Source organism: Aeromonas jandaei, assembly GCF_037890695.1.
Classification (GTDB): Bacteria; Pseudomonadota; Gammaproteobacteria; order Enterobacterales; family Aeromonadaceae; genus Aeromonas; species Aeromonas jandaei.
Genome location: NZ_CP149571.1, coordinates 2,836,795 through 2,856,480 on the forward strand (window position 1 = coordinate 2,836,795; position 19,686 = coordinate 2,856,480).

The 19,686-nt window shown below is 58.0% G+C and carries 18 protein-coding genes; 10 read left to right on the forward strand and 8 right to left on the reverse strand.

The window, feature by feature from the left end; genetic code table 11:
* Positions 1-158: 158 nt before the first annotated feature.
* The 3 genes from WE862_RS13420 to WE862_RS13430 all read right to left on the reverse strand — a co-directional run bounded on the left by WE862_RS13420 (position 159) and on the right by WE862_RS13430 (position 1,730).
* Entirely contained in the window at positions 159-665 is a 507-nt protein-coding gene (locus WE862_RS13420) for a GNAT family N-acetyltransferase (RefSeq protein ID WP_042032069.1), read from the reverse strand.
* Positions 666-753: 88 nt separating this feature from the next.
* On the reverse strand, positions 754-1,146 hold the full coding sequence (locus tag WE862_RS13425) for an NUDIX hydrolase (protein ID WP_042032071.1): 393 nt from the start codon (positions 1,144-1,146) through the stop codon (positions 754-756).
* Positions 1,143-1,730 (reverse strand): class IV adenylate cyclase, encoded by a 588-nt coding sequence (locus WE862_RS13430; RefSeq protein ID WP_042032072.1) that lies wholly within the window; start codon positions 1,728-1,730, stop codon positions 1,143-1,145. Before WE862_RS13430 ends, WE862_RS13425 begins: the two co-directional genes overlap by 4 nt.
* 506 nt (positions 1,731-2,236) lie before the next feature.
* Between WE862_RS13430 and WE862_RS13435 the strand changes: the two genes are divergently transcribed.
* Positions 2,237-3,082 (forward strand): DUF5718 family protein, encoded by an 846-nt coding sequence (locus WE862_RS13435; RefSeq protein WP_041210352.1) that lies wholly within the window; start codon positions 2,237-2,239, stop codon positions 3,080-3,082.
* Positions 3,083-3,140: 58 nt separating this feature from the next.
* Positions 3,141-3,581 carry an acetyltransferase gene (locus WE862_RS13440; RefSeq protein WP_042032073.1) on the forward strand — a complete coding sequence of 147 codons (441 nt, stop codon included), beginning with the start codon at positions 3,141-3,143 and terminating at the stop codon, positions 3,579-3,581.
* Positions 3,582-3,652: 71 nt separating this feature from the next.
* Here the strand turns inward: WE862_RS13440 and WE862_RS13445 are convergent, their stop codons facing one another.
* From WE862_RS13445 to WE862_RS13455, 3 genes are all read right to left on the reverse strand, one after another.
* Positions 3,653-3,970 (reverse strand): DUF4377 domain-containing protein, encoded by a 318-nt coding sequence (locus tag WE862_RS13445; RefSeq protein ID WP_041210308.1) that lies wholly within the window; start codon positions 3,968-3,970, stop codon positions 3,653-3,655.
* 93 nt (positions 3,971-4,063) lie between these two features.
* A complete protein-coding gene (locus WE862_RS13450) occupies positions 4,064-5,350 on the reverse strand; it encodes a citrate synthase (RefSeq protein ID WP_033116137.1) in 1,287 nt (428 codons plus the stop codon).
* A 180-nt stretch (positions 5,351-5,530) separates the two neighbouring features.
* On the reverse strand, positions 5,531-5,719 hold the full coding sequence (locus WE862_RS13455; protein ID WP_124242845.1) for a hypothetical protein: 189 nt from the start codon (positions 5,717-5,719) through the stop codon (positions 5,531-5,533).
* A 64-nt stretch (positions 5,720-5,783) separates the two neighbouring features.
* Between WE862_RS13455 and sdhC the strand changes: the two genes are divergently transcribed.
* The 8 genes from sdhC to sucD all read left to right on the forward strand — a co-directional run bounded on the left by sdhC (position 5,784) and on the right by sucD (position 15,289).
* Positions 5,784-6,161, forward strand: a complete 378-nt coding sequence (sdhC, locus tag WE862_RS13460; protein WP_041210307.1) for a succinate dehydrogenase cytochrome b556 subunit — start codon at positions 5,784-5,786, stop codon at positions 6,159-6,161.
* The gene (gene sdhD / locus WE862_RS13465; protein ID WP_041210306.1) at positions 6,155-6,499 is read left to right on the forward strand and encodes a succinate dehydrogenase, hydrophobic membrane anchor protein; all 345 of its coding nucleotides are present in this window, start codon (positions 6,155-6,157) and stop codon (positions 6,497-6,499) included. The genes sdhC and sdhD overlap by 7 nt, the downstream gene beginning before the upstream one ends.
* Before the next feature lies 1 nt (position 6,500).
* A complete protein-coding gene (sdhA, locus tag WE862_RS13470; RefSeq protein WP_042032074.1) occupies positions 6,501-8,267 on the forward strand; it encodes a succinate dehydrogenase flavoprotein subunit in 1,767 nt (588 codons plus the stop codon).
* A gap of 16 nt (positions 8,268-8,283) precedes the next feature.
* Positions 8,284-9,000 (forward strand): succinate dehydrogenase iron-sulfur subunit, encoded by a 717-nt coding sequence (locus WE862_RS13475; RefSeq protein WP_041210304.1) that lies wholly within the window; start codon positions 8,284-8,286, stop codon positions 8,998-9,000.
* A gap of 114 nt (positions 9,001-9,114) precedes the next feature.
* The gene (sucA, locus tag WE862_RS13480; RefSeq protein WP_041210303.1) at positions 9,115-11,925 is read left to right on the forward strand and encodes a 2-oxoglutarate dehydrogenase E1 component; all 2,811 of its coding nucleotides are present in this window, start codon (positions 9,115-9,117) and stop codon (positions 11,923-11,925) included.
* A gap of 33 nt (positions 11,926-11,958) precedes the next feature.
* Positions 11,959-13,146, forward strand: a complete 1,188-nt coding sequence (odhB, locus tag WE862_RS13485; RefSeq protein WP_042032075.1) for a 2-oxoglutarate dehydrogenase complex dihydrolipoyllysine-residue succinyltransferase — start codon at positions 11,959-11,961, stop codon at positions 13,144-13,146.
* Positions 13,147-13,250: 104 nt separating this feature from the next.
* The gene (sucC, locus tag WE862_RS13490) at positions 13,251-14,417 is read left to right on the forward strand and encodes an ADP-forming succinate--CoA ligase subunit beta (protein ID WP_005346090.1); all 1,167 of its coding nucleotides are present in this window, start codon (positions 13,251-13,253) and stop codon (positions 14,415-14,417) included.
* Entirely contained in the window at positions 14,417-15,289 is an 873-nt protein-coding gene (gene sucD, locus WE862_RS13495) for a succinate--CoA ligase subunit alpha (RefSeq protein WP_005346088.1), read from the forward strand. The genes sucC and sucD overlap by 1 nt, the downstream gene beginning before the upstream one ends.
* A 76-nt stretch (positions 15,290-15,365) precedes the next feature.
* On the opposite strand, the gene WE862_RS13500 is transcribed toward sucD, so the two are convergent.
* Entirely contained in the window at positions 15,366-16,913 is a 1,548-nt protein-coding gene (locus tag WE862_RS13500; RefSeq protein WP_042032076.1) for an RNA-directed DNA polymerase, read from the reverse strand.
* Positions 16,914-17,730: 817 nt separating this feature from the next.
* Complete coding sequence (locus tag WE862_RS13505) at positions 17,731-19,671, reverse strand: amidohydrolase (RefSeq protein ID WP_042032077.1); 1,941 nt, start codon at positions 19,669-19,671, stop codon at positions 17,731-17,733.
* Positions 19,672-19,686: the final 15 nt, after the last annotated feature.

The following is a 19,686-nucleotide window of genomic DNA, read 5'->3' on the forward strand; positions in this document are numbered from 1 at the left end:
TTTTGCGCGAGTGATGGCGGGGGTTGAGGGGGGCTGGGTCAATGGCTGTTCCTTTGCTGTCTGTCGCAAGCCTATTGCTGCAACAAAAAGTCACGCTGCCACAAGCAGGGCCGGTCAGTTCGGCCCTGCTGTTTTGATAAGAGAAGCGGGGGGAGTATTCAGAGCATCTTGTAGAAGATAACTGTCGCAGCCAGCTTGCCGTCGGCACCGAGGGCAAAATGGGGGATCTGGCCAGCCTCCTGATAGCCGAGTTGACGATAGAGGTGCGAGGCCACGTCACCGGCGCGAGTATCCAGCACCAGCAGCGAACGACCTGCGGCATGGGCGCCTTGCTCCATAGCTTGCATCAACGCACGGCCAATACCTTTGCCTCTCGCCGCTTGCAGTACCATCAGTTTTTCCACCTCGGCCCGGTGGCGGCCATTGGCCTTGCCACAGAGTGAGAGCTGCACGGCGCCCACAACGGCTTGCTGCTCAAGGGCAAGCCACAGTTTTCGGCCCCCTGATGCCAGATCTGCTGCCACCCCTTGCCAGTATTTAGCCCCATCCTCAACACGGAGGGGCGGTAAAAAACCGACCGAGGCACCGCTGTCGACACAATCCTGCAGCAGGGCGATGAGGGCGGGCAGCTGATCCTCGATTGCGGGTACGTCAATAATCTTCATCCGACATCCTTTTCGTTGTGTGAGCGGCATCTTGCCTGCGGTTCAGCCACAGTGTGCTCGGGCCGTGATGCAAGGAGGCTGCGGCCAGTTAGCGGATCAGCCCCTGCTCCTTGAGCCAGCCAAAGAGCAGGCGGGAGACGGGGGAGAGCTCGTCGAGATGGCTGCTGTCGAGCCAGCGCAGCTCGGCAATCTCGGCCGAGGCAACCGGGGTGCCGCTGGCCTGGCCGGTGTAGCAGCGCAGCCGCACCTCGACCCCGGCCGGTTTGCCATCGGCCTGGGCGCTGAACTCGCAGGCAAAGCGCAGGGTATCGGGTTGCAGGGTGACGGCCAGCTCCTCGTCAATCTCGCGGATCAGGGCCGCTTCGTCGCTCTCACCCGGTTCCCGCTTGCCGCCGGGGATATAGTAGATAGCCTTGCCGTGGGAGCGGGCGCAGAGCAGTTGCTGATCTTTAAAGGTGAGCCAGGCGAGTTTGTCGATCATCGGGTTGCATCCTCTGGTTGTGTGGTGGGTGTTGCCTGCATGTGCCTAGTGCAAAGTGTGCGGTAGGAGTGGGGCTCCTCCATCTCGGGAGAGAGCCCCAGCCGCGCAGCCAACGCGAGCAGTTGCTGGCGAAATTCAGGCAGGCGTGCCTCGTCATCGGTCATGATGGCCAGCTCGGCAAAATCGCCAATCCCGGCCAGGTGATCCAGGGTGAGGTGAAACGGGCCCAGGAAGTAGATGCTGCGCTGTTTGGTGATCTCGAGGCTCTGCCGGTAGTCCATGGTCAAAAGCATGCTGGCAGCCTTGTCGGCATCGCTGATATTGACCGCTTCACAGCGATCCGTCTCGGGCCCCTTGACGATCCAGAGTTGGATGCCCGAGGGCTCCATGGTGCGGATCGCCAGACTCTTGCCTGCGCGGGCAAGGGCATCGTCCGGGGTGTCGAAGTAGCGATCCCGCTCCAGATTATCTTCCAGCATCACCTGCGGATTGAGGGCGAGCAGCGCCTTGAGGAAGGCGGGGCGATCCGCCAGCCGATATTTGAACTCGACTTCGAAGCGGCCCTGAAAGTGTGCCTGTGACATCAAGAAGATCCCTCTGTGAGTCTGTGTGGCAGGCAGCCTAGCAAAGTTGGTGCGCAGGCCAAAGAGAAGAAAGGGAGAAAGAGATCGGAAGATGGCCGCTGGGGGCTTGGCGGGCAGCCTGCGGGGCAGAGAGGGTCCACACTAGTTGCTATAAGTAGAATTTATGCTTTTTGGCTTAATGACCTCGTTTTTGTTTATATCGATTGGTGAGCCCGGCTTTCGGTTGTTGCACCCTGTTTTTCGCTTCTCCGGGGCGTTGGCCGCTTGCGGCAAGGCAGATCTGTTGCTGCTGGCGACAAGATGACCGGCCCGGGTGGCGGACGAGGTGGATGAGGTGACAGAAATGGCGCAAGGCGTCGCCAGTCGGGGCCAAAAAAGCGGGCTGGCGCACACAGCCGCAGGGCCGGACTGGGCGAAGGCGGGGGCCTTGTGGTTTAATCTTGCCACTTTAGCGGTAGTGGGCGACGAGCCTGCTACCTTGCGTTGGCAAGATGCAGGTGAGCAAGATGCAAGTGACAGCAGAGAGCAAGTTTATCGGACTCGGGGTAGCGGGCAATTTCGCCGGTCATCTGGAGCAGGCGGGTGAAGCGTCGGATTTCGTGGCGGTCGTGGTGCGTGATACCACCGCGCCCAAGGCGCTGTTCCCCTTCTTCGTGCCGGGTCATCCGGGTCAGCTCGGGGTGTTTCCGCTGAGCAATAACGCCATCTTCCTGCCGGAAGCGGCGGTCAGCGGTGACGAGAAGGTGCAGATTGAGCCGGAAGTGGCGCTCTGGTGCGAGCTGGAGTATGCCGACAAGCAGGTGGTGGCGATCCATCCCCGTGCCTTTGGTGCCTATAACGACTGCTCCATCCGTCGTCCCAACGCCAAGAAGATCAGCGAGAAGAAGAACTGGGGCGAAGAGAGCAAGGGGTTGGCGGCCAACCTGCTGCCGCTTTCCGGTTTTGCCGCCGGCTGCGAGCTCGATGACTATCGCATCGCCTGCTATCTGGAGCGCGATGGCGAGCTGCACGCCTACGGGGTAGACAGCGCCGCCATCGACTACAGCTACTTCCACGGCAAGCTGCTCGACTGGGCCATCGACAAGTTCAACCATCAACAGGATGAAGGGCCGGCGGAGCACATTCAGGGGCTGCTGGCGCAGGCGGGGCATCCTCCCCACGCGCTCATCAGCATCGGTGCCACCCGTTATACCCCGTTTGGCGAGACCCACTTCCTCAAGCCCGGTGACACCTCCTGTGTGGTGGTCTATCCGGGCAGCCGATACAGCGAAGCGGAGATCCGCGAGGCGATCCGTACCCGCAGTTTTGGTGCCGATGTGTCGGTGCTGCTGCAGGCGGTGCAGGCGCGCTAATCAGATTGGCCCGCGGGGCGGCAATTGCCATCCTGCGGGCTGCAACAAAGAGTCATTGATGAAGATTGATACTGCAACGCGGGCCGATTATCCGGCCCTGATCGCGCTGTGGGAGGCCTCGGTGCGGGCGACCCACCACTTCCTGCCCGAGGCCGAGATCCTCGCGCTCAAACCGCTTATTCTGGAGCACTACTTCGATGCGGTGACACTGCACTGTGCCCGGACGGAGGAGGGGGGCATTGCCGGTTTTTGCGGGCTATGCGATGGCAAGATAGAGATGCTGTTTGTGGCGCCGGCGGTGCGCGGCAGTGGCGTGGGTCGGCGGCTGGTGGAACATGCCATCAGCCAGTGCGGCGCGACGCTGGTTGACGTCAACGAGCAGAATGAGCAGGCGGTGGGTTTCTACCAAAAGATGGGGTTCGCCGTGACGGGCCGCTCGCCGCTGGATGGCCAGGGTAAACCCTATCCCTTGCTCCATATGGCGTTGCCGCCGCGATAGTCGCTCCAGTGAAGCAAGATTGATAACAAACGGGGGATGGCCTGCGCCATCCCCCGTTTTTGATCCTGCCGTTACTTGCTGGCGACCTTGCTGACCACCTTGATCAGCTGGTAGCGCAAGGAAGGGGCATCCGCTGGCACGTTGGTGAGCTGCTCCTTGCTCACGGTGAGCTGATACCGGTAGCCCGGTTCGAACTGGAAACCCTCGATCTGCTGATAGAAGAGCGTCCAGGGCTGCTGCTCGTCGCTGCGCACCTGCATGCACTGCATCGGCCCGACCCCGACACAATCGACCAGCTGGCTGTTGATGTAGAGGGTCTCACCCTGTGGGGCCGTGGTGCCCTGACAGGCGGTGAGCAGCAGGGCGGCGCTGACAAGCAGAGGTTTCATGGTGGACTCCTTCGAATTGAAAGGGGCATTAGAGCGACAAATAAAAAGGCGGTCAATGACCGCCTTTGTAACAAACCATGTCGACTCAAGCGCTTAGCGTTCGTCGATCGGGACGAACTTGCGCAGCGGCTCACCGATGTAGAGCTGGCGCGGACGACCGATCTTGCCATCTGGATCGGAGTGGAACTCGTTCCAGTGGGCGATCCAGCCGATGGTGCGGGAGATGGCGAAGATCACGGTGAACATGTTCATCGGGATGCCGATCGCCTTCATGATGATGCCGGAGTAGAAGTCCACGTTCGGGTAGAGCTTCTTGTCGACGAAGTAGGGGTCGGAGAGCGCAATGCGCTCCAGCTCCATGGCAACGTCGAGCAGCGGATCCTTGATCTGCAGCTCCTTGAGCACCTCGTGGCAGGTCTCGCGCATCACCTGGGCACGGGGGTCGTAGTTCTTGTAGACCCGGTGACCGAAGCCCATCAGACGGAACGAGTCGTTCTTGTCCTTGGCACGGGCGATGTATTCGGGGATGCGATCCACCGAGCCGATCTCCTCCAGCATGCGCAGGCAGGCCTCGTTGGCACCACCGTGAGCCGGACCCCACAGGGAGGCGATACCGGCCGCGATACAGGCAAACGGGTTGGCGCCGGAGGAGCCAGCCAGACGAACGGTCGAGGTAGAGGCATTCTGCTCGTGATCAGCGTGCAGGGTGAAGATGCGATCCATGGCGCGTTCGACCACCGGGTTGACCTTGTACTCTTCGGTCGGCACCGCAAACATCATGTGCAGGAAGTTGCCGGCGTAGGAGAGGGCGTTGCGCGGTTGCATGAACGGCTGGCCGATGGAGTACTTGAAGCACATGGCGGCCAGGGTCGGCATCTTGGAGAGCAGGCGGAAGGCGCAGATCTCGCGATGCTGTTCGTTATTGATATCGAGGGCGTCGTGATAGAAAGCGGAGAGGGCACCCACCACGCCACACATGATGGCCATGGGGTGGGAGTCACGACGGAAGCCGCGGAAGAAGAAGGCAATCTGCTCGTGCACCATGGTGTGACGGGTTACGGTGCGCTGGAATTCGGCGAACTGGGCCTTGGTCGGCGCCTCGCCGTAGAGCAGGATGTAGCAGACTTCGAGGTAGTTGGACTCTTTGGCCAACTGGGCGATGGGGTAACCACGGTGCAGCAAGACACCCTGATCCCCGTCGATATAGGTAATGGCGGACTTGCAAGAACCGGTCGCCATGAAGCCCGGGTCAAAGGTGAAATACCCTTGTGCACCCAGTTTTCTGACATCAATGACATCCGGTCCGACTGTTCCGGAGAGGATCGGCAATTCAACCGGATCTTTCCCGGGCAGGTGTAGGGTGGCTATCTTATCAGCCATAGCACGTCTCCTTTGCTCTTTATAATTTGGTTCCAGTCCTACTCTATTACGACTTTTATGACGCTGGCAAAGGTTGTTACCCATACCGAGGTGGCTGGAGCGCCTTATTTGAAACAGAGTTCCCTATCAATGTCAATTTTGCTGGATGGCCATTAATTAAATGTTAAATAAAATATGCGATCAGGTTTGCGGTTTTGTGTTTTCTTTGTAGCTATTTGATTGTCTTCGGTTAAGCCCGCCGATATACTGCGCCACGTGGGTCATGGCTGCGGGTGTTTGAAACGCTTTGGCAAAGCCTGATGTGAAACCGAAAACCGGATTTTTGGCTTTTTCAGAGTGTTTTGGTAACAAATAACCAACAATCACCATCCCGTGCCCTCAGAAACGAGTTAAAACAATAACTAACGTGCTCAATGGAGCTGAGTGGGCAAGCGTGAAAAAGAAACAGAGACCGGTCAACCTCGACCTACAGACGATCAGCTTTCCTGTCACTGCCATTGCATCCATCCTGCACCGTGTATCAGGGGTAATCACCTTTGTTGCACTGGGCATCTTGCTGTGGATGCTTGGTACTTCACTCGCCTCTCCCGAAGGGTTTGAAACCGTGGTTGCCATCATGGACAACTTCCTGGTCAAACTCGTGCTGTGGGGGATCCTGACTGCGCTGGCATACCACATTGTGGGCGGCTTGCGTCATCTGGTCATGGATATGGGCTATTGGGAAGAGCTGGAATCCGGCAATCAGAGCGCCCGTGTGGCCTTCGTGATCACCGCGGTTCTGGCAGTATTGGCGGGAGTGCTTGTATGGTAACCAATTCTGCAACCTTCGGGCGCAGCGGCGTACACGATTACATCCTGATCCGCGCCACCGCCCTCATCATGAGCTGTTATGTCCTCTATCTGGTCGGTTTTGTCGCGTTCAACGACATCACCTACGAGGTGTGGACCGGCTTTTTCGCCAACACCTTCACCAAGGTCTTCACCCTGTTGGCTCTGCTGTGCGTACTGATCCATGCCTGGATCGGTCTGTGGCAGGTGCTGACCGACTATATCAAGCCAGTGGGATTGCGCGGTGCGCTGCAGTTCGCGCTGGTCGTGGTGCTGTTTGTCTATCTGATGACGGGTTTCGTCGTGCTGTGGGGTGTGTAAGGTGACTATTCCAACTCGTGAATTTGATGCGGTCGTGATTGGTGCCGGTGGTGCCGGCATGCGCGCCGCGCTGCAGATTGCCCAGTCCGGCAAGAGCTGCGCTCTGTTGTCCAAGGTCTTCCCGACCCGTTCTCACACTGTCTCCGCCCAAGGCGGGATTACGGTTGCGCTGGGCAATGCCCACGATGACAACTGGCAGTGGCACATGTATGACACCGTAAAAGGCTCCGATTACATCGGTGATCAGGAAGCCATCGAGTACATGTGCAAGACCGGCCCCGAAGCCATCTATGAGCTGGAGAACATGGGCTTGCCCTTCTCCCGTTTCGACAACGGCACTGTCTACCAACGTCCGTTTGGCGGTCAGTCCAAGAATTTCGGTGGCGAGCAGGCTGCCCGTACTGCGGCTGCGGCCGACCGTACCGGCCACGCCCTGCTGCACACCCTCTATCAGCAGAACGTCAAGAACAAGACCACCGTCTTCTCCGAGTGGTATGCGCTGGATCTGGTGAAGAACCAGGATGGCCACGTGGTGGGTTGTACCGCCATCGATATGGAGAGCGGTGAAGTCGTCTACTTCAAGGCCAAGGCTACTGTGCTGGCCACTGGCGGTGCCGGTCGCATCTATCAGTCCACCACCAACGCCCACATCAACACCGGTGACGGCGTCGGTATGGCGCTGCGTGCCGGGGTCGGCGTGCAGGACATGGAGATGTGGCAGTTCCACCCGACCGGTATCGCCGGGGCAGGGGTGCTGGTGACCGAAGGTTGCCGCGGTGAAGGCGGCTATCTGCTCAATAAAGATGGCGAGCGCTTCATGGAGCGTTATGCCCCCAACGCCAAGGATCTGGCCGGTCGCGACGTGGTGGCCCGCTCCATCATGATCGAGATCCGCGAAGGTCGTGGTTGCGACGGTCCCTGGGGCCCGCACATCAAGCTCAAGCTGGATCACCTCGGCAAAGAGGTGCTGGAATCCCGTCTGCCGGGCATCTGCGAGCTCTCTCGCACCTTCGCCCACGTGGACCCGGTCAAAGAGCCGATCCCGATCATCCCGACCTGCCACTACATGATGGGCGGCGTGCCGACCAACGTGAATGGCCAGTGTCTGACCCAGGACAACAACGGCAACGACGTGCCGGTGGTCGGTCTGTTTGCGGTGGGCGAAATTGCCTGCGTCTCGGTGCACGGTGCCAACCGTCTGGGCGGCAACTCCCTGCTGGATCTGGTGGTGTTCGGTCGTGCTGCCGGCATGCATCTGGTCAACACCCTGGGCGAGATGGATCACGGCCGCGATGCCTCCGAGTCGGATCTGGATGCTGCACTGGCCCGCTTCAACCGCTGGGAAAATACCCGCAACGGCGAAGACCCGGTGCAGATCCGCAAAGACCTGCAGCGCTGCATGCAGAACAACTTCTCCGTATTCCGCGAAGGTGCGGCGATGGCAGAAGGGCTGGCCGAGCTCAAGGTTATCCGCGAGCGCCTCAAGTCAGCCCGTCTGGATGACACCTCCAAAGAGTTCAACACCCAGCGCATCGAGTGTCTGGAGCTGGACAACCTGATGGAGACGGCGTTTGCCACGGCGGTTGCCGCCAACTTCCGTACCGAGAGTCGCGGTGCTCACTGCCGCTTCGACTTCCCGGATCGCGACGATGAGAACTGGCTGTGCCACAGCCTCTATCATCCGGACACCGAGTCCATGACCCGTCGCGCTGTCAACATGTCACCCAAGACCCGTGAGGCGTTCCCGCCCAAGGTCCGGACTTACTGATTGCGGAGCCAGCCCTATGAACGTCACTTTCTCTGTCTACAGATACAATCCGGATGTTGATAACGTCCCCCATATGAAGGAATATCGTCTTGATATTCCTGAAGGTTCCGACATGATGGTGCTCGATGCACTGATCCAGTTGAAAGAGCTGGATCCCACACTCGCCTTCCGCCGCTCCTGCCGCGAAGGGGTCTGTGGATCTGACGGCATCAACATGAATGGCAAGAACGGTCTTGCCTGCATCACCCCGCTTTCCGATCTGCTGAAGAAGGGCAATAACGTGGTTATCCGCCCCTTGCCCGGCCTGCCGGTGATCCGGGATCTGGTGATCGACATGACCCAGTTCTACACCCAGTGGGAGAAGGTCAAACCCTTCCTCATCAATGAAGACAAATTGCCGCCCGTGCGTGAGCACCTGCAATCCCCCGAAGAGCGCGCCAAGCTGGATGGCCTGTACGAGTGCATTCTCTGTGCCTGCTGCTCCACTTCGTGCCCCTCCTTCTGGTGGAACCCCGACAAGTTCATCGGTCCGGCCGGGCTGCTTGCCGCCTACCGCTGGCTGGCTGACAGCCGCGACACCGCGACCACCGAGCGACTGGGTAATCTGGATGACGCCTTCAGCGTGTTCCGTTGCCACGGCATCATGAACTGCGTGAACGTCTGTCCGAAAGGCTTGAACCCGACCAAGGCGATTGGCCAGATCAAGTCGATGTTGCTCAATCGGGCTGTTTAGTATTCGGGCCGGCCAAGGTCGGCCCTGCTTCCGGACAGCCATCCCACCCGTGGCAGGATGGCTGTTTGAACCCTACAAGCTGCGTAGCAGTAACAAGAAGTACAAGGGATAGAAATGCATAACGGCGTGATGAAGGCCTGGTTGGAGTCATCTCACCTGGCTGGTGCGAATGCAAGCTACATTGAGGATTTGTACGAATCCTTCCTGGAAAATCCTGACTCCGTATCCGATGAGTGGCGCAGCCTGTTTAGCGAGCTGCCCCAGGTCAATGGCCATGCGGTTGAACAACCCCACTCCCAGGTCCGCGATTATTTCCGTCGTCTGGCCAAGGATCCCTCCCGTTACAGCGCGCCTGTCTCCGATCCGCAAGTGGATGCCAAGCAGGTGCGGGTACTGCAACTGATCAACGCGTTCCGTTTCCGTGGTCACCAGAATGCCAATTTGGACCCGCTCGGTCTGTGGCAGCGCGATACCGTCGCCGAACTGGATCCGGCATTCCACAACCTGCAGGGCGCAGATATGGAGGCCACCTTCAATGTGGGCTCCTACGCCATCGGTCGCGAGACCATGGTGCTCTCCGATCTCTACGCCTCGCTGAAGAAGACCTACTGCGGCTCCATCGGCGCCGACTACATGCACCTCACCTCGACCGAGGAGAAGCGCTGGCTGCAACAGCGTCTCGAATCCATTGAAGGGAAGGGGAGCTACACCCTCGAAGAGAAGACCCGTTTCCTCGACAACCTGACCGCCGCCGAAGGGCTGGAAAAATATCTGGGCGCCAAGTTCCCGGGAGCCAAGCGCTTCTCGCTGGAAGGTGGCGACGCCATGATCCCCATGCTGAAAGAGCTGATCCGTCGCGCCGGTGAGCAGGGCTGCAAAGAGGCCGTTATCGGTATGGCCCACCGCGGTCGCCTCAACGTACTGATCAACGTGCTGGGCAAACGTGCTCAGGACCTGTTCGACGAGTTTGCCGGCAAGCACGGCGAATCCTGGGGCACGGGCGACGTGAAGTACCACATGGGCTTCTCCTCCGACTTCGCCACCCCGGGCGGTAACGTCCATCTGGCGCTTGCCTTCAACCCGTCTCACCTCGAGATCGTCAACCCTGTGGTCATCGGCTCGGTACGTGCCCGCATGGATCGTCGCGGTGACAAGGATGGTTCCAGCGTGCTGCCCATCACCATCCACGGTGACTCGGCCATGGCCGGTCAGGGCGTGGTGGCCGAGACCTTCAACATGTCTCTGACCCGCGCTTACGGCGTGGGCGGGACGGTGCGCATCGTCATCAACAACCAGGTCGGTTTCACCACCTCCTATCACCGTGACCTGCGCTCCACCGAATATTGCACCGACATCGCCAAGGCGGTGCAGGCGCCGGTGCTGCACGTCAATGGTGACGATCCGGAAGCCGTGGTGCTGGTGACCCAGATTGCGCTGGATTATCGCAACACCTTCAAGCGCGACGTGGTGATCGAGCTGGTTTGCTACCGTCGTCACGGCCACAACGAGGCCGACGAGCCGAACGCGACCCAGCCCTTGATGTACCAGAAGATCAAGCAGCACCCAACCCCGCGCAAGATCTACGCCGATCAGCTGGTGGCCGAGGGGAGCATTGCCCAGGAGCAAGCGACCACCCTGGTCAACGAGTATCGCGAAGCGCTCGATCGCGGCGAGCGGGTGAGCAAGGAGTGGCGGCCGATGGAGCTGCACTCCGTCGACTGGACGCCTTATCTTGGCCACGACTGGAACATGGCCTATGACAGCACAGTGCCGATGGATCACCTCAAAGCCCTCGGCGAGCGGGTGAGCCAGTATCCGGCTACCCACGTGCTGCAGCGTCAGGTCGAGAAGATTTACGAAGACCGCCGTCTGATGGCTGCCGGCGAGAAGCTGGTGGATTGGGGCTTTGCCGAGACCCTGGCCTACGCCACTCTGGTGGACAAGGGTTCCCGCATCCGCTTTACCGGTGAAGACTCCGGCCGTGGCACCTTCTTCCACCGCCACGCCGTGCTGCACAACCAGACCGATGCCAGCACCTACACCCCGCTGTGCAACCTGCACGACGAGCAGGGTCCGTTCGAGATTTACGACTCGGTACTGACCGAGAACGCGGTACTGGCCTTTGAATATGGCTACGCCAGCGCCGAGCCGGCCGGCCTCACCATCTGGGAAGCCCAGTTCGGTGACTTCGCCAACTGCGCTCAGGTGGTGGTCGACCAGTTCCTCTCCTCCGGCGAGCAGAAGTGGGGCCGGATGTGCGGCCTGACCATGCTGCTGCCGCACGGTTACGAGGGGCAGGGGCCGGAGCACTCCTCCGCCCGTCTGGAGCGTTATCTGCAGATGTGCGCCCAGCACAACATGCAGGTGTGCGTCCCCTCTACCCCGGCTCAGGTATTCCATATGCTGCGCCGTCAGGTCGTGCGCCCGATGCGCCGTCCGCTTATCGTGATGACGCCCAAATCCCTGCTGCGCCATCCGCTGGCGGTGAGCAAGCTCGAAGATCTGGCGGAAGGCACCTTCCAGAACGCCATTGGCGAGATCGACGCGCTGGATCCGAAAGCGGTCAAGCGGGTGGTCTTCTGCTCCGGCAAGGTCTATTACGATCTGCTCGAAGCCCGTCGCAAGGCGGAGCAGAAGGATGTGGCGATCGTGCGGATCGAACAGCTCTACCCCTTCCCGGAAGAGGAAGTGCGCGCCATTCTGGCCGATTACAGCCACGTCACCGATTTTGTCTGGTGTCAGGAAGAGCCGCAAAACCAGGGCGCCTGGTACTGCACCCGTCACAACTACGATGAGGTGCTGCCGACCGGAGCCACCCTGCGTTATGCCGGTCGTCCGGCGTCCGCCTCACCGGCGGTTGGTTACATGTCCGTCCACGCCAAGCAGCAGAAAGCCTTGGTGGAAGATGCCCTTACTCTGGCCTAAGCCCTGAACAAGAAGTAACAAGGAACTGATTAGATGACTATCGAGATCAAGGTACCGGACCTGCCGGAATCAGTGGCGGATGCCACCATTGCCACCTGGCACAAGAAGCCGGGTGATCTGGTTGCCCGTGATGAAGTGCTGGTCGACATCGAAACCGACAAGGTGGTGCTGGAAGTGCCGGCACCGCAAGCTGGCGTGCTGGGCGACATCCTGCAGGCAGAGGGGGCAACCGTCCTCTCCCGCCAGCTGATCGCCACCATCAAGGCGGCTGCCGTAGCTGGTGAAGAGACCAAGGAGAAGCCGGCCGAAGCGGTTGCCGATGATGGCGCCGATGGCCTGAGCCCCTCCGTGCGCCGTCTCATTGGCGAGCACGACATCGACGTGGCCAAACTGACCGGCACCGGCAAGGGCGGTCGCATCACCAAGGATGATGTGGAAGCCTACATCAAGGCGCTGAGCAAGCCTGCCGCAGCCGCTCCGGTTACTGCTGCGCCGGTCGCGCCGGTTGCCGCTCTGGCCGGTCGCAGCGAGAAGCGGGTGCCGATGACCCGTCTGCGCAAACGCATCGCCGAGCGTCTGCTGGAAGCGAAAAACACCACCGCCATGCTGACCACCTTCAACGAGGTCAACATGAAGCCCATCATGGATCTGCGCAAGCAGTACGGCGAGATCTTCGAGAAGAAGCACGGCATCAAGCTCGGCTTCATGTCCTTCTACGTGAAGGCGGTAGTGGAGTCCCTCAAGCGCTATCCGGAAGTGAACGCCGGGCTGGATGGTGACGACATCGTCTACCACAACTACTTCGACGTCAGCATCGCCGTCTCCACCCCCCGTGGTCTGGTGACCCCGGTACTGCGTGACTGCGACAACATGAGCCTGGCCGACATCGAGAAGGCCATCAAGGATCTGGCCGGCAAGGGCCGCGACGGCAAACTGACCGTGGATGAGCTGACTGGCGGCAACTTCACTATCACCAACGGTGGTGTGTTCGGCTCCCTGATGTCCACCCCGATCATCAACCCGCCCCAGAGCGCCATTCTGGGCATGCACAAGATCCAGGATCGCCCGATGGCCGTTGACGGCAAGGTCGAGATCCTGCCGATGATGTACCTGGCCCTCTCCTACGATCACCGTCTCATCGACGGGCGCGAATCGGTAGGCTTCCTGGTCTCCGTCAAGGAGCTGCTGGAAGATCCGACCCGCCTGCTGCTGGACGTCTGAGCAACCAACTGAAAGATAACGAGGGGCCCCCGAGGCCCCCACTCACAGGGGATTGAGAAACACGAGCCCCGGACGGAAATACCTACAACACGGATAGAGCATCTATGAATCTGCATGAATATCAGGCAAAACAGCTGTTTGCCGAGTATGGCCTGCCGGTCTCCGAAGGTTATGCCTGTGCTACCCCGCAGGAAGCGGCCGAAGCGGCCGACAAGATTGGCGGCAATACCTGGGTCGTCAAATGCCAGGTACACGCCGGTGGCCGCGGTAAAGCGGGCGGCGTGAAAGTGGCCAAGAGCAAGGATGAGATCCGTGCTTTTGCCCAAAACTGGCTGGGCAAGAATCTGGTGACCTACCAGACTGACGCCAACGGCCAGCCGGTCACCAAGATCCTGGTTGAATCCTGCACCGACATCGCCAAAGAGCTCTACCTGGGCGCCGTGGTTGACCGTGGTTCCCGTCGCGTGGTCTTCATGGCCTCGACCGAAGGTGGTGTGGACATCGAGAAGATCGCCCACGAAACCCCCCATCTGATCCACAAGGCGACCCTGGACCCGCTGGTTGGCCCGCAGCCCTATCAGGCCCGCGAGCTGGCCTTCAAACTGGGTCTGGTCGGCGATCAGATCAAACAGTTCACCAAGATCTTCATGGGTCTGGGCCAGATGTTCCTGGATTGCGATTTCGCGCTGCTGGAGATCAACCCGCTGGTGATCACCGCGCAGGGCAACCTGCACTGCCTGGATGGCAAGATCAACATCGACGCCAACGCCCTCTATCGTCAGCCCAAGCTGCGCGAGATGCACGATCCGTCGCAGGATGACCCCCGCGAAGCGCACGCTGCCCAGTGGGAGCTGAACTATGTGGCCCTCGATGGCAACATCGGCTGCATGGTCAACGGCGCAGGTCTGGCCATGGGCACCATGGATATCGTCAACCTGCACGGCGGCAAGCCGGCCAACTTCCTTGACGTCGGCGGCGGCGCCACCAAGGAGCGCGTAACCGAGGCGTTCAAGATCATCCTCTCCGACAGCAACGTCAAAGCGGTGCTGGTCAACATCTTTGGCGGCATCGTGCGCTGCGACATGATCGCGGAAGGCATTATCGGTGCGGTCAAGGAAGTGGGGGTCAAGGTGCCCGTCGTGGTCCGTCTGGAAGGCAACAACGCCGAGCTGGGTGGTATCAAGCTGGCCGAGAGCGGCCTCAACATCATTGCGGCCAAGAGTCTGACCGATGCCGCGCAGCAAGTCGTCAAAGCAGCGGAGGCCAACTGATGAGCGTACTGATCAACAAGGACACCCGAGTCATCTGCCAGGGCTTTACCGGCGGTCAGGGTACTTTCCACTCCGAGCAGGCGCTCTCCTACGGCACCCAGCTGGTCGGCGGCGTCTCCCCGGGCAAGGGTGGCACCACCCATCTGGGCCTGCCGGTGTTCAACACCGTCCGTGACGCAGTCGAAGCGACCGGCGCCACCGCCACCGTCATCTATGTTCCGGCACCGTTCTGCAAGGACGCGATCCTGGAAGCGATCGACGCGGGCATCAAGCTCATCGTCACCATCACCGAAGGCATCCCGACGCTGGATATGCTGGACGTCAAAGTGAAGCTGCAAGAGACCGGCGTGCGGATGATCGGCCCCAACTGCCCGGGTGTGATCACCCCGGGTGAGTGCAAGATCGGCATCATGCCGGGCCACATTCACAAGCCGGGCAAGGTGGGCATCGTCTCCCGCTCCGGCACCCTGACCTACGAAGCGGTCAAGCAGACCACTGACGAGGGCTTTGGCCAGTCCACCTGCGTCGGTATCGGTGGCGACCCCATCCCGGGCTCCAACTTTATCGACATTCTGGAGATGTTCCAGAACGACCCGCAGACCGAAGCGATCGTGATGATCGGCGAGATCGGCGGCAACGCCGAAGAAGACGCGGCCGCCTATATCAAGGCCCACGTCACCAAGCCGGTGGTCTCCTATATCGCCGGTGTTACTGCCCCTCCCGGCAAGCGGATGGGCCACGCTGGCGCCATCATCTCCGGTGGCAAGGGTACCGCCGCCGAGAAGTTTGCCGCGCTGGAAGATGCTGGCGTGAAAACCGTCCGCTCCCTGGCCGATATCGGCAAGGCCCTGCGTGAAGTGACCGGCTGGTAATTCCTGTTAGCCCGTTATCTCTAATAAAAAAGCCGCCCGATGGGCGGCTTTTTTATAGGTATAAAAATATTATGACTTATGCGCTGTGTTCTTGGTCAAAGAGGTTGACTTCATCGGGTGCAATGTCAGTGTCCATCTCATTAAAAATGTCAACATTAACAATGTTGGTTTTTTTGAGTATAGATAATATCTTCGCTTTGTTCTTATTTGTAGATTTACCAGGAATCCAATCTAAATCCCACAATCCATCAATAGTAAATGTTTTTTTATTTTTAAGTTCATCATTTATACGTTGGCAAAGTGCGGTTGCATACGTGATATTTTCATTTGCATTTATTTTTTCACGAACTCGTTGGAACCATATTTCTAGCATTTCCGTGTTAGGCTGCCTGCTAAGTTTGCTATATAGCTGTTCAAGTTTAATTAGTTTTGGTTGGTCATCGTCAAATAAAAAGCATAATATTTTTACAAATATTGCAGTTCCAACAGGATAGGTTGTTGGATTCTTAGCCATAATGCTCGAAATAATACCTAGCATCGCTTCTAACTGACTGCCACTGTTAATAATTCGTTTTCGTTTAAATAGCTTCCCTAAAAAATCATTCAAATATCTGACTGTTGTCTTTGAGTTTGGATGTTTTAATGAAAAAAGATAAATTAAATACAACATTTTTTGTAGTGAGTTGCCGCTTTTCTCTGCAATATAATCTTTCTTTGCCGGTTTTATGGAGTGATACATTATGTCATCATGTAAGTCAGTCTTCTTTGAATTGAGATCTAAACCAAACTCACCTAAGATGAAAACCAGTTGTTTTGATATTTTATCCAAATCATCTTTACTATTTGAAAATATTCTATAATCATCGCGATAACGTACAACCTTATAATTATGAATGCCTAATTCCTGCGCTTTTTCACTTAAACGTAGATCAATCTCTCCAAGTATTAACTCAGCAAATGTATCCATTAATGTACTGCCCAGCGGAATACCGTTTGTTTGGTTATTCATCATCATTTGAATATGTTGATCAATTATTTTACCTGGATTGGTCTCATTTTTATTTTTCTCTTTCGCTTTATTTTTTTCAATAAAAACCCATTCGAAGCTATGTGTGTATATAGAAGGATAAAAATTCGATATATCCGTACTAAACATAAATTCATATTCTAAAGATAATGAAATGCTTTTTTGTTCAAAGTCTCCCCACCAATTTAGTATTGTAGTGGCGATATTGGATTCATTAGCTTTATTGATTGGGATACTTGAACACAGAAATGATTTGTTTTTTTCGAACGTTCTAAACTTATCTTGTATTTTTGCCCAATTTTCTGGAGAAGTTATTTTTTTGCAGAAGTAAACGTAATAAAAAGGATTTATAAGGGTTATTCTACGCCAGCTATATAATCCATCTTTACTAACAAGCACTTGGTAGTTTATTTCCCGTCCCATTAGTGTTGCATTGTCAGGAGTGTAGCTAATATTATTTAAATCAATTTCACAGTTGATTTTCTTTAGTAATACTGAGAAATCAATGTAGGCAGGTAGTTCTAAAGTGGAATAGGAGTCATTCTTTAGAAAATATTTAAGGGCAGCTTTGCTCGATAATTCATACACTTTCTTCATAAGTATCTCGTTAATATGTTTTATGTATATAATTTGTCATTTACAATGGGGAATTCAATAGAAATAATAAAGTTAAGAATGTGGTTTATATTGCCATTGATGGTAACTTAACTACTTCTCGTACGGTACCATATAGATCAAAAAATTGTGATGGAACTATAAATTAGCCGTGCGCCGTTTGGACTTGATCTGAGCGGGTAGACGCGGAATCTCGTATATTTGGCTAAAAAAGGTTGGTTGGTGCTGAACAGAGTGAAGCCCAGCGTTTACCGTGAAATATGCCTGTCAATCTGTTTACGGCTTCGTCATATCCTTGTTTATCCCGTTCTGGTTGGGGTAATCATGCTCGCCTGTTGGGCTTCGCTACGCTCTGCGCCAACCTACAAATTACGCTATCACCCTGAGTGGCAACCCGTGGGGCCGAATAGCGAAGCCTGTTCGGATGATCGGGGGGCTTCGTATGCCACAGCCTTCGCCTGCGGCCAGAATCGAGTAACTCCAGATTGTTACGCTGTTGCAACCAAGTTGGCTAGCGCTGTTTCGCTGGTGAATTAATCTTGCCGCCGCTTGGGGCAACCCGCCGGTCACGCTGGTGGCCAATGCCCCTCCCATTTGAGGAAAAGTACCAAGCCGAACTCAGGTTAGCTCCCGCTTATTGACCCTTGCATAGCGCACCTTGCCATCAGGGCTTGCTATCACTCCCCGAACTAAAAATGCCGACCCAAAGGTCGGCATTTTGCTTTTAGAGGCGTTTTGCTTGCGGCATATGCTCAGATCGCCGCTGACGCTATCCTCACACTCGCCATTTCGGCTGAACTTACTGGCTAAAGACCGTCTGCCCGCGAAAGACGGTGCGGGTGACTTTGGTATCGGCGATCTGCTCCGGTTTGCCGGCGGCGACCAGCTGGTAGAGATCCCGATCCAGCACGATAAAGTCGGCCGATTTGCCCGCTTCGATGGAGCCGCTGACGGCCTGCTGGCGCACCGCGCGGGCGCCGTTGATGGTGTAGGCATCCAGCATCTGGTCGAGGGTGATGCGCTGGCTCGCCCGAAAGTCATCGCCGCTCTGGGGAGCATGGTTGACCCCGGCGGCCATATTGGCGAAGGGGCGCGGATCGCGGCTATCGACCGGCGCATCGCTGCCGGCCACCAGAATGGCCCCCGCCTTGCGCGAGCTGGCCACCGGATAGAGCGCCTGCTTGAGATACCCCTTGGGATCGTACATCGCTTCATGCAGGGATTGCCCCTTGCGGGTCGGCTGGATAAAGGGGGTGACCAGCATGTCATATTCGGGCTGGGGGTTGGTCCAGGCGTAGGTGAAGGTGAGGTAGAGGCCAAGCTGGCCGAGCCGTTGCTGATCGTCCGGATGCACCACCTGCAGATGGGCGAGGGTGTGAGGAGTGCCGTGATCGCCGTTGCTGGCGCGGGCCGCCTCCAGCGCATCGAGGGCCATGCGGGTAGTGCGATCGCCGATGCTGTGCATATGGATGCTAAAGCCCGCCTTGTCGAGCGCCCCCACGTAGCGGTTCAGATCGGCGGCGCGGTAGTTGACCAGCCCCTTGCTGCCGGCATCCTCGCTGTTGGCGGTGATGGTGACCTGCTCGCCACCCTGATCCGCGGTGAGGTGGGGGGTCTGGTAGTTGGCCAGCATGCCGGCGTTGGGCAGGAAGGGGGGCGTGCTGAAAGGGTCCCCCTCCAGTACCCCGTCGAGGAAGATCTTGACCGCATCGGCCTTGATCAGGGGATCGCCGGCAAACTGGTCGCGCACCCGGTTGGCCTTGGCCAGATGGCCGCCGATATCGAGCTTGCCGCTGTAGTCATCCTCGTGAAAACAGGTGGCGGCGGTGACCCGCATATTGAGCAGCCCCTTATCTTCCATCTCCCGCAGGCGATCGCGGATAAAGTCGGTGGCGCAGGCATCCTGAATGCTGGTGATGCCGCGCGAGGCCATCAGGGTCGAGATGGCGGGCAGGATCTGGCGATACTGGTTCGCCGCCTGCTCGTCGCGGGCGCTGAGCAGGCCGCTATCGGGGGAGGGGATGGCGCTGCGGGCCCCCTCGCGAATAACGCCGCTATCGAGATCCACATAGGGTTTGAAGGGGGCAAAGAGGCCGCCCGGCGCCAGGGTGGCGGCGGTGAAGCCAACCTGTTTGCCGCTCTTATCGGTCGCCAGCGCCAGTGCCCGCGAGTTGTAGGCGCTGGCGTGGCCATCGACCCCGGCCAGCACCACCGGATTGTCGGGGGCGGCAGCATCGAGAGCCGCCAGCACGGTTTTATAGGCGGTGGTGGGGGCGTTGCCCTCGTAGGGAGACCACTGGTTGATCACCAGCCAGTCGCCAGCCTTGGGGGCGTAGCGCGGCAGGCAGCTCTTCACCTTGGCCGCCAGCTCGCCGAGATCGACCGGCTGGCCGTCGAGATCGCACATATCGAGCGCCACCGTGCCCAGCAGGTGGATATGGTTGTCGTGCAGCCCCGGCAGCACCATCTTGCCCTGCAAGTCGACAACCTGAGTGTCGGGCGTACTAAACACCTCGGCACCCTGCCGGTTGCCCACATAGAGAAACTGGCCGCCGCTCACCACCATGGCCTCTGCCACCTGGCGCTGACCATCCTGAGTGTGGATCTTGCCGTTGAGATAAAGAGTGCGCGCGGCGGTGGGTGGTTGCCCCTGCTGGCAACCCGCCAGCGTGGCGGCCAGCAGCGGGGCGAGCAGCAGAAAAGTGCGGGAACGGGCGGGGTGTGGTGCCTTGCAATCCATGCAGTGATCTCCTTG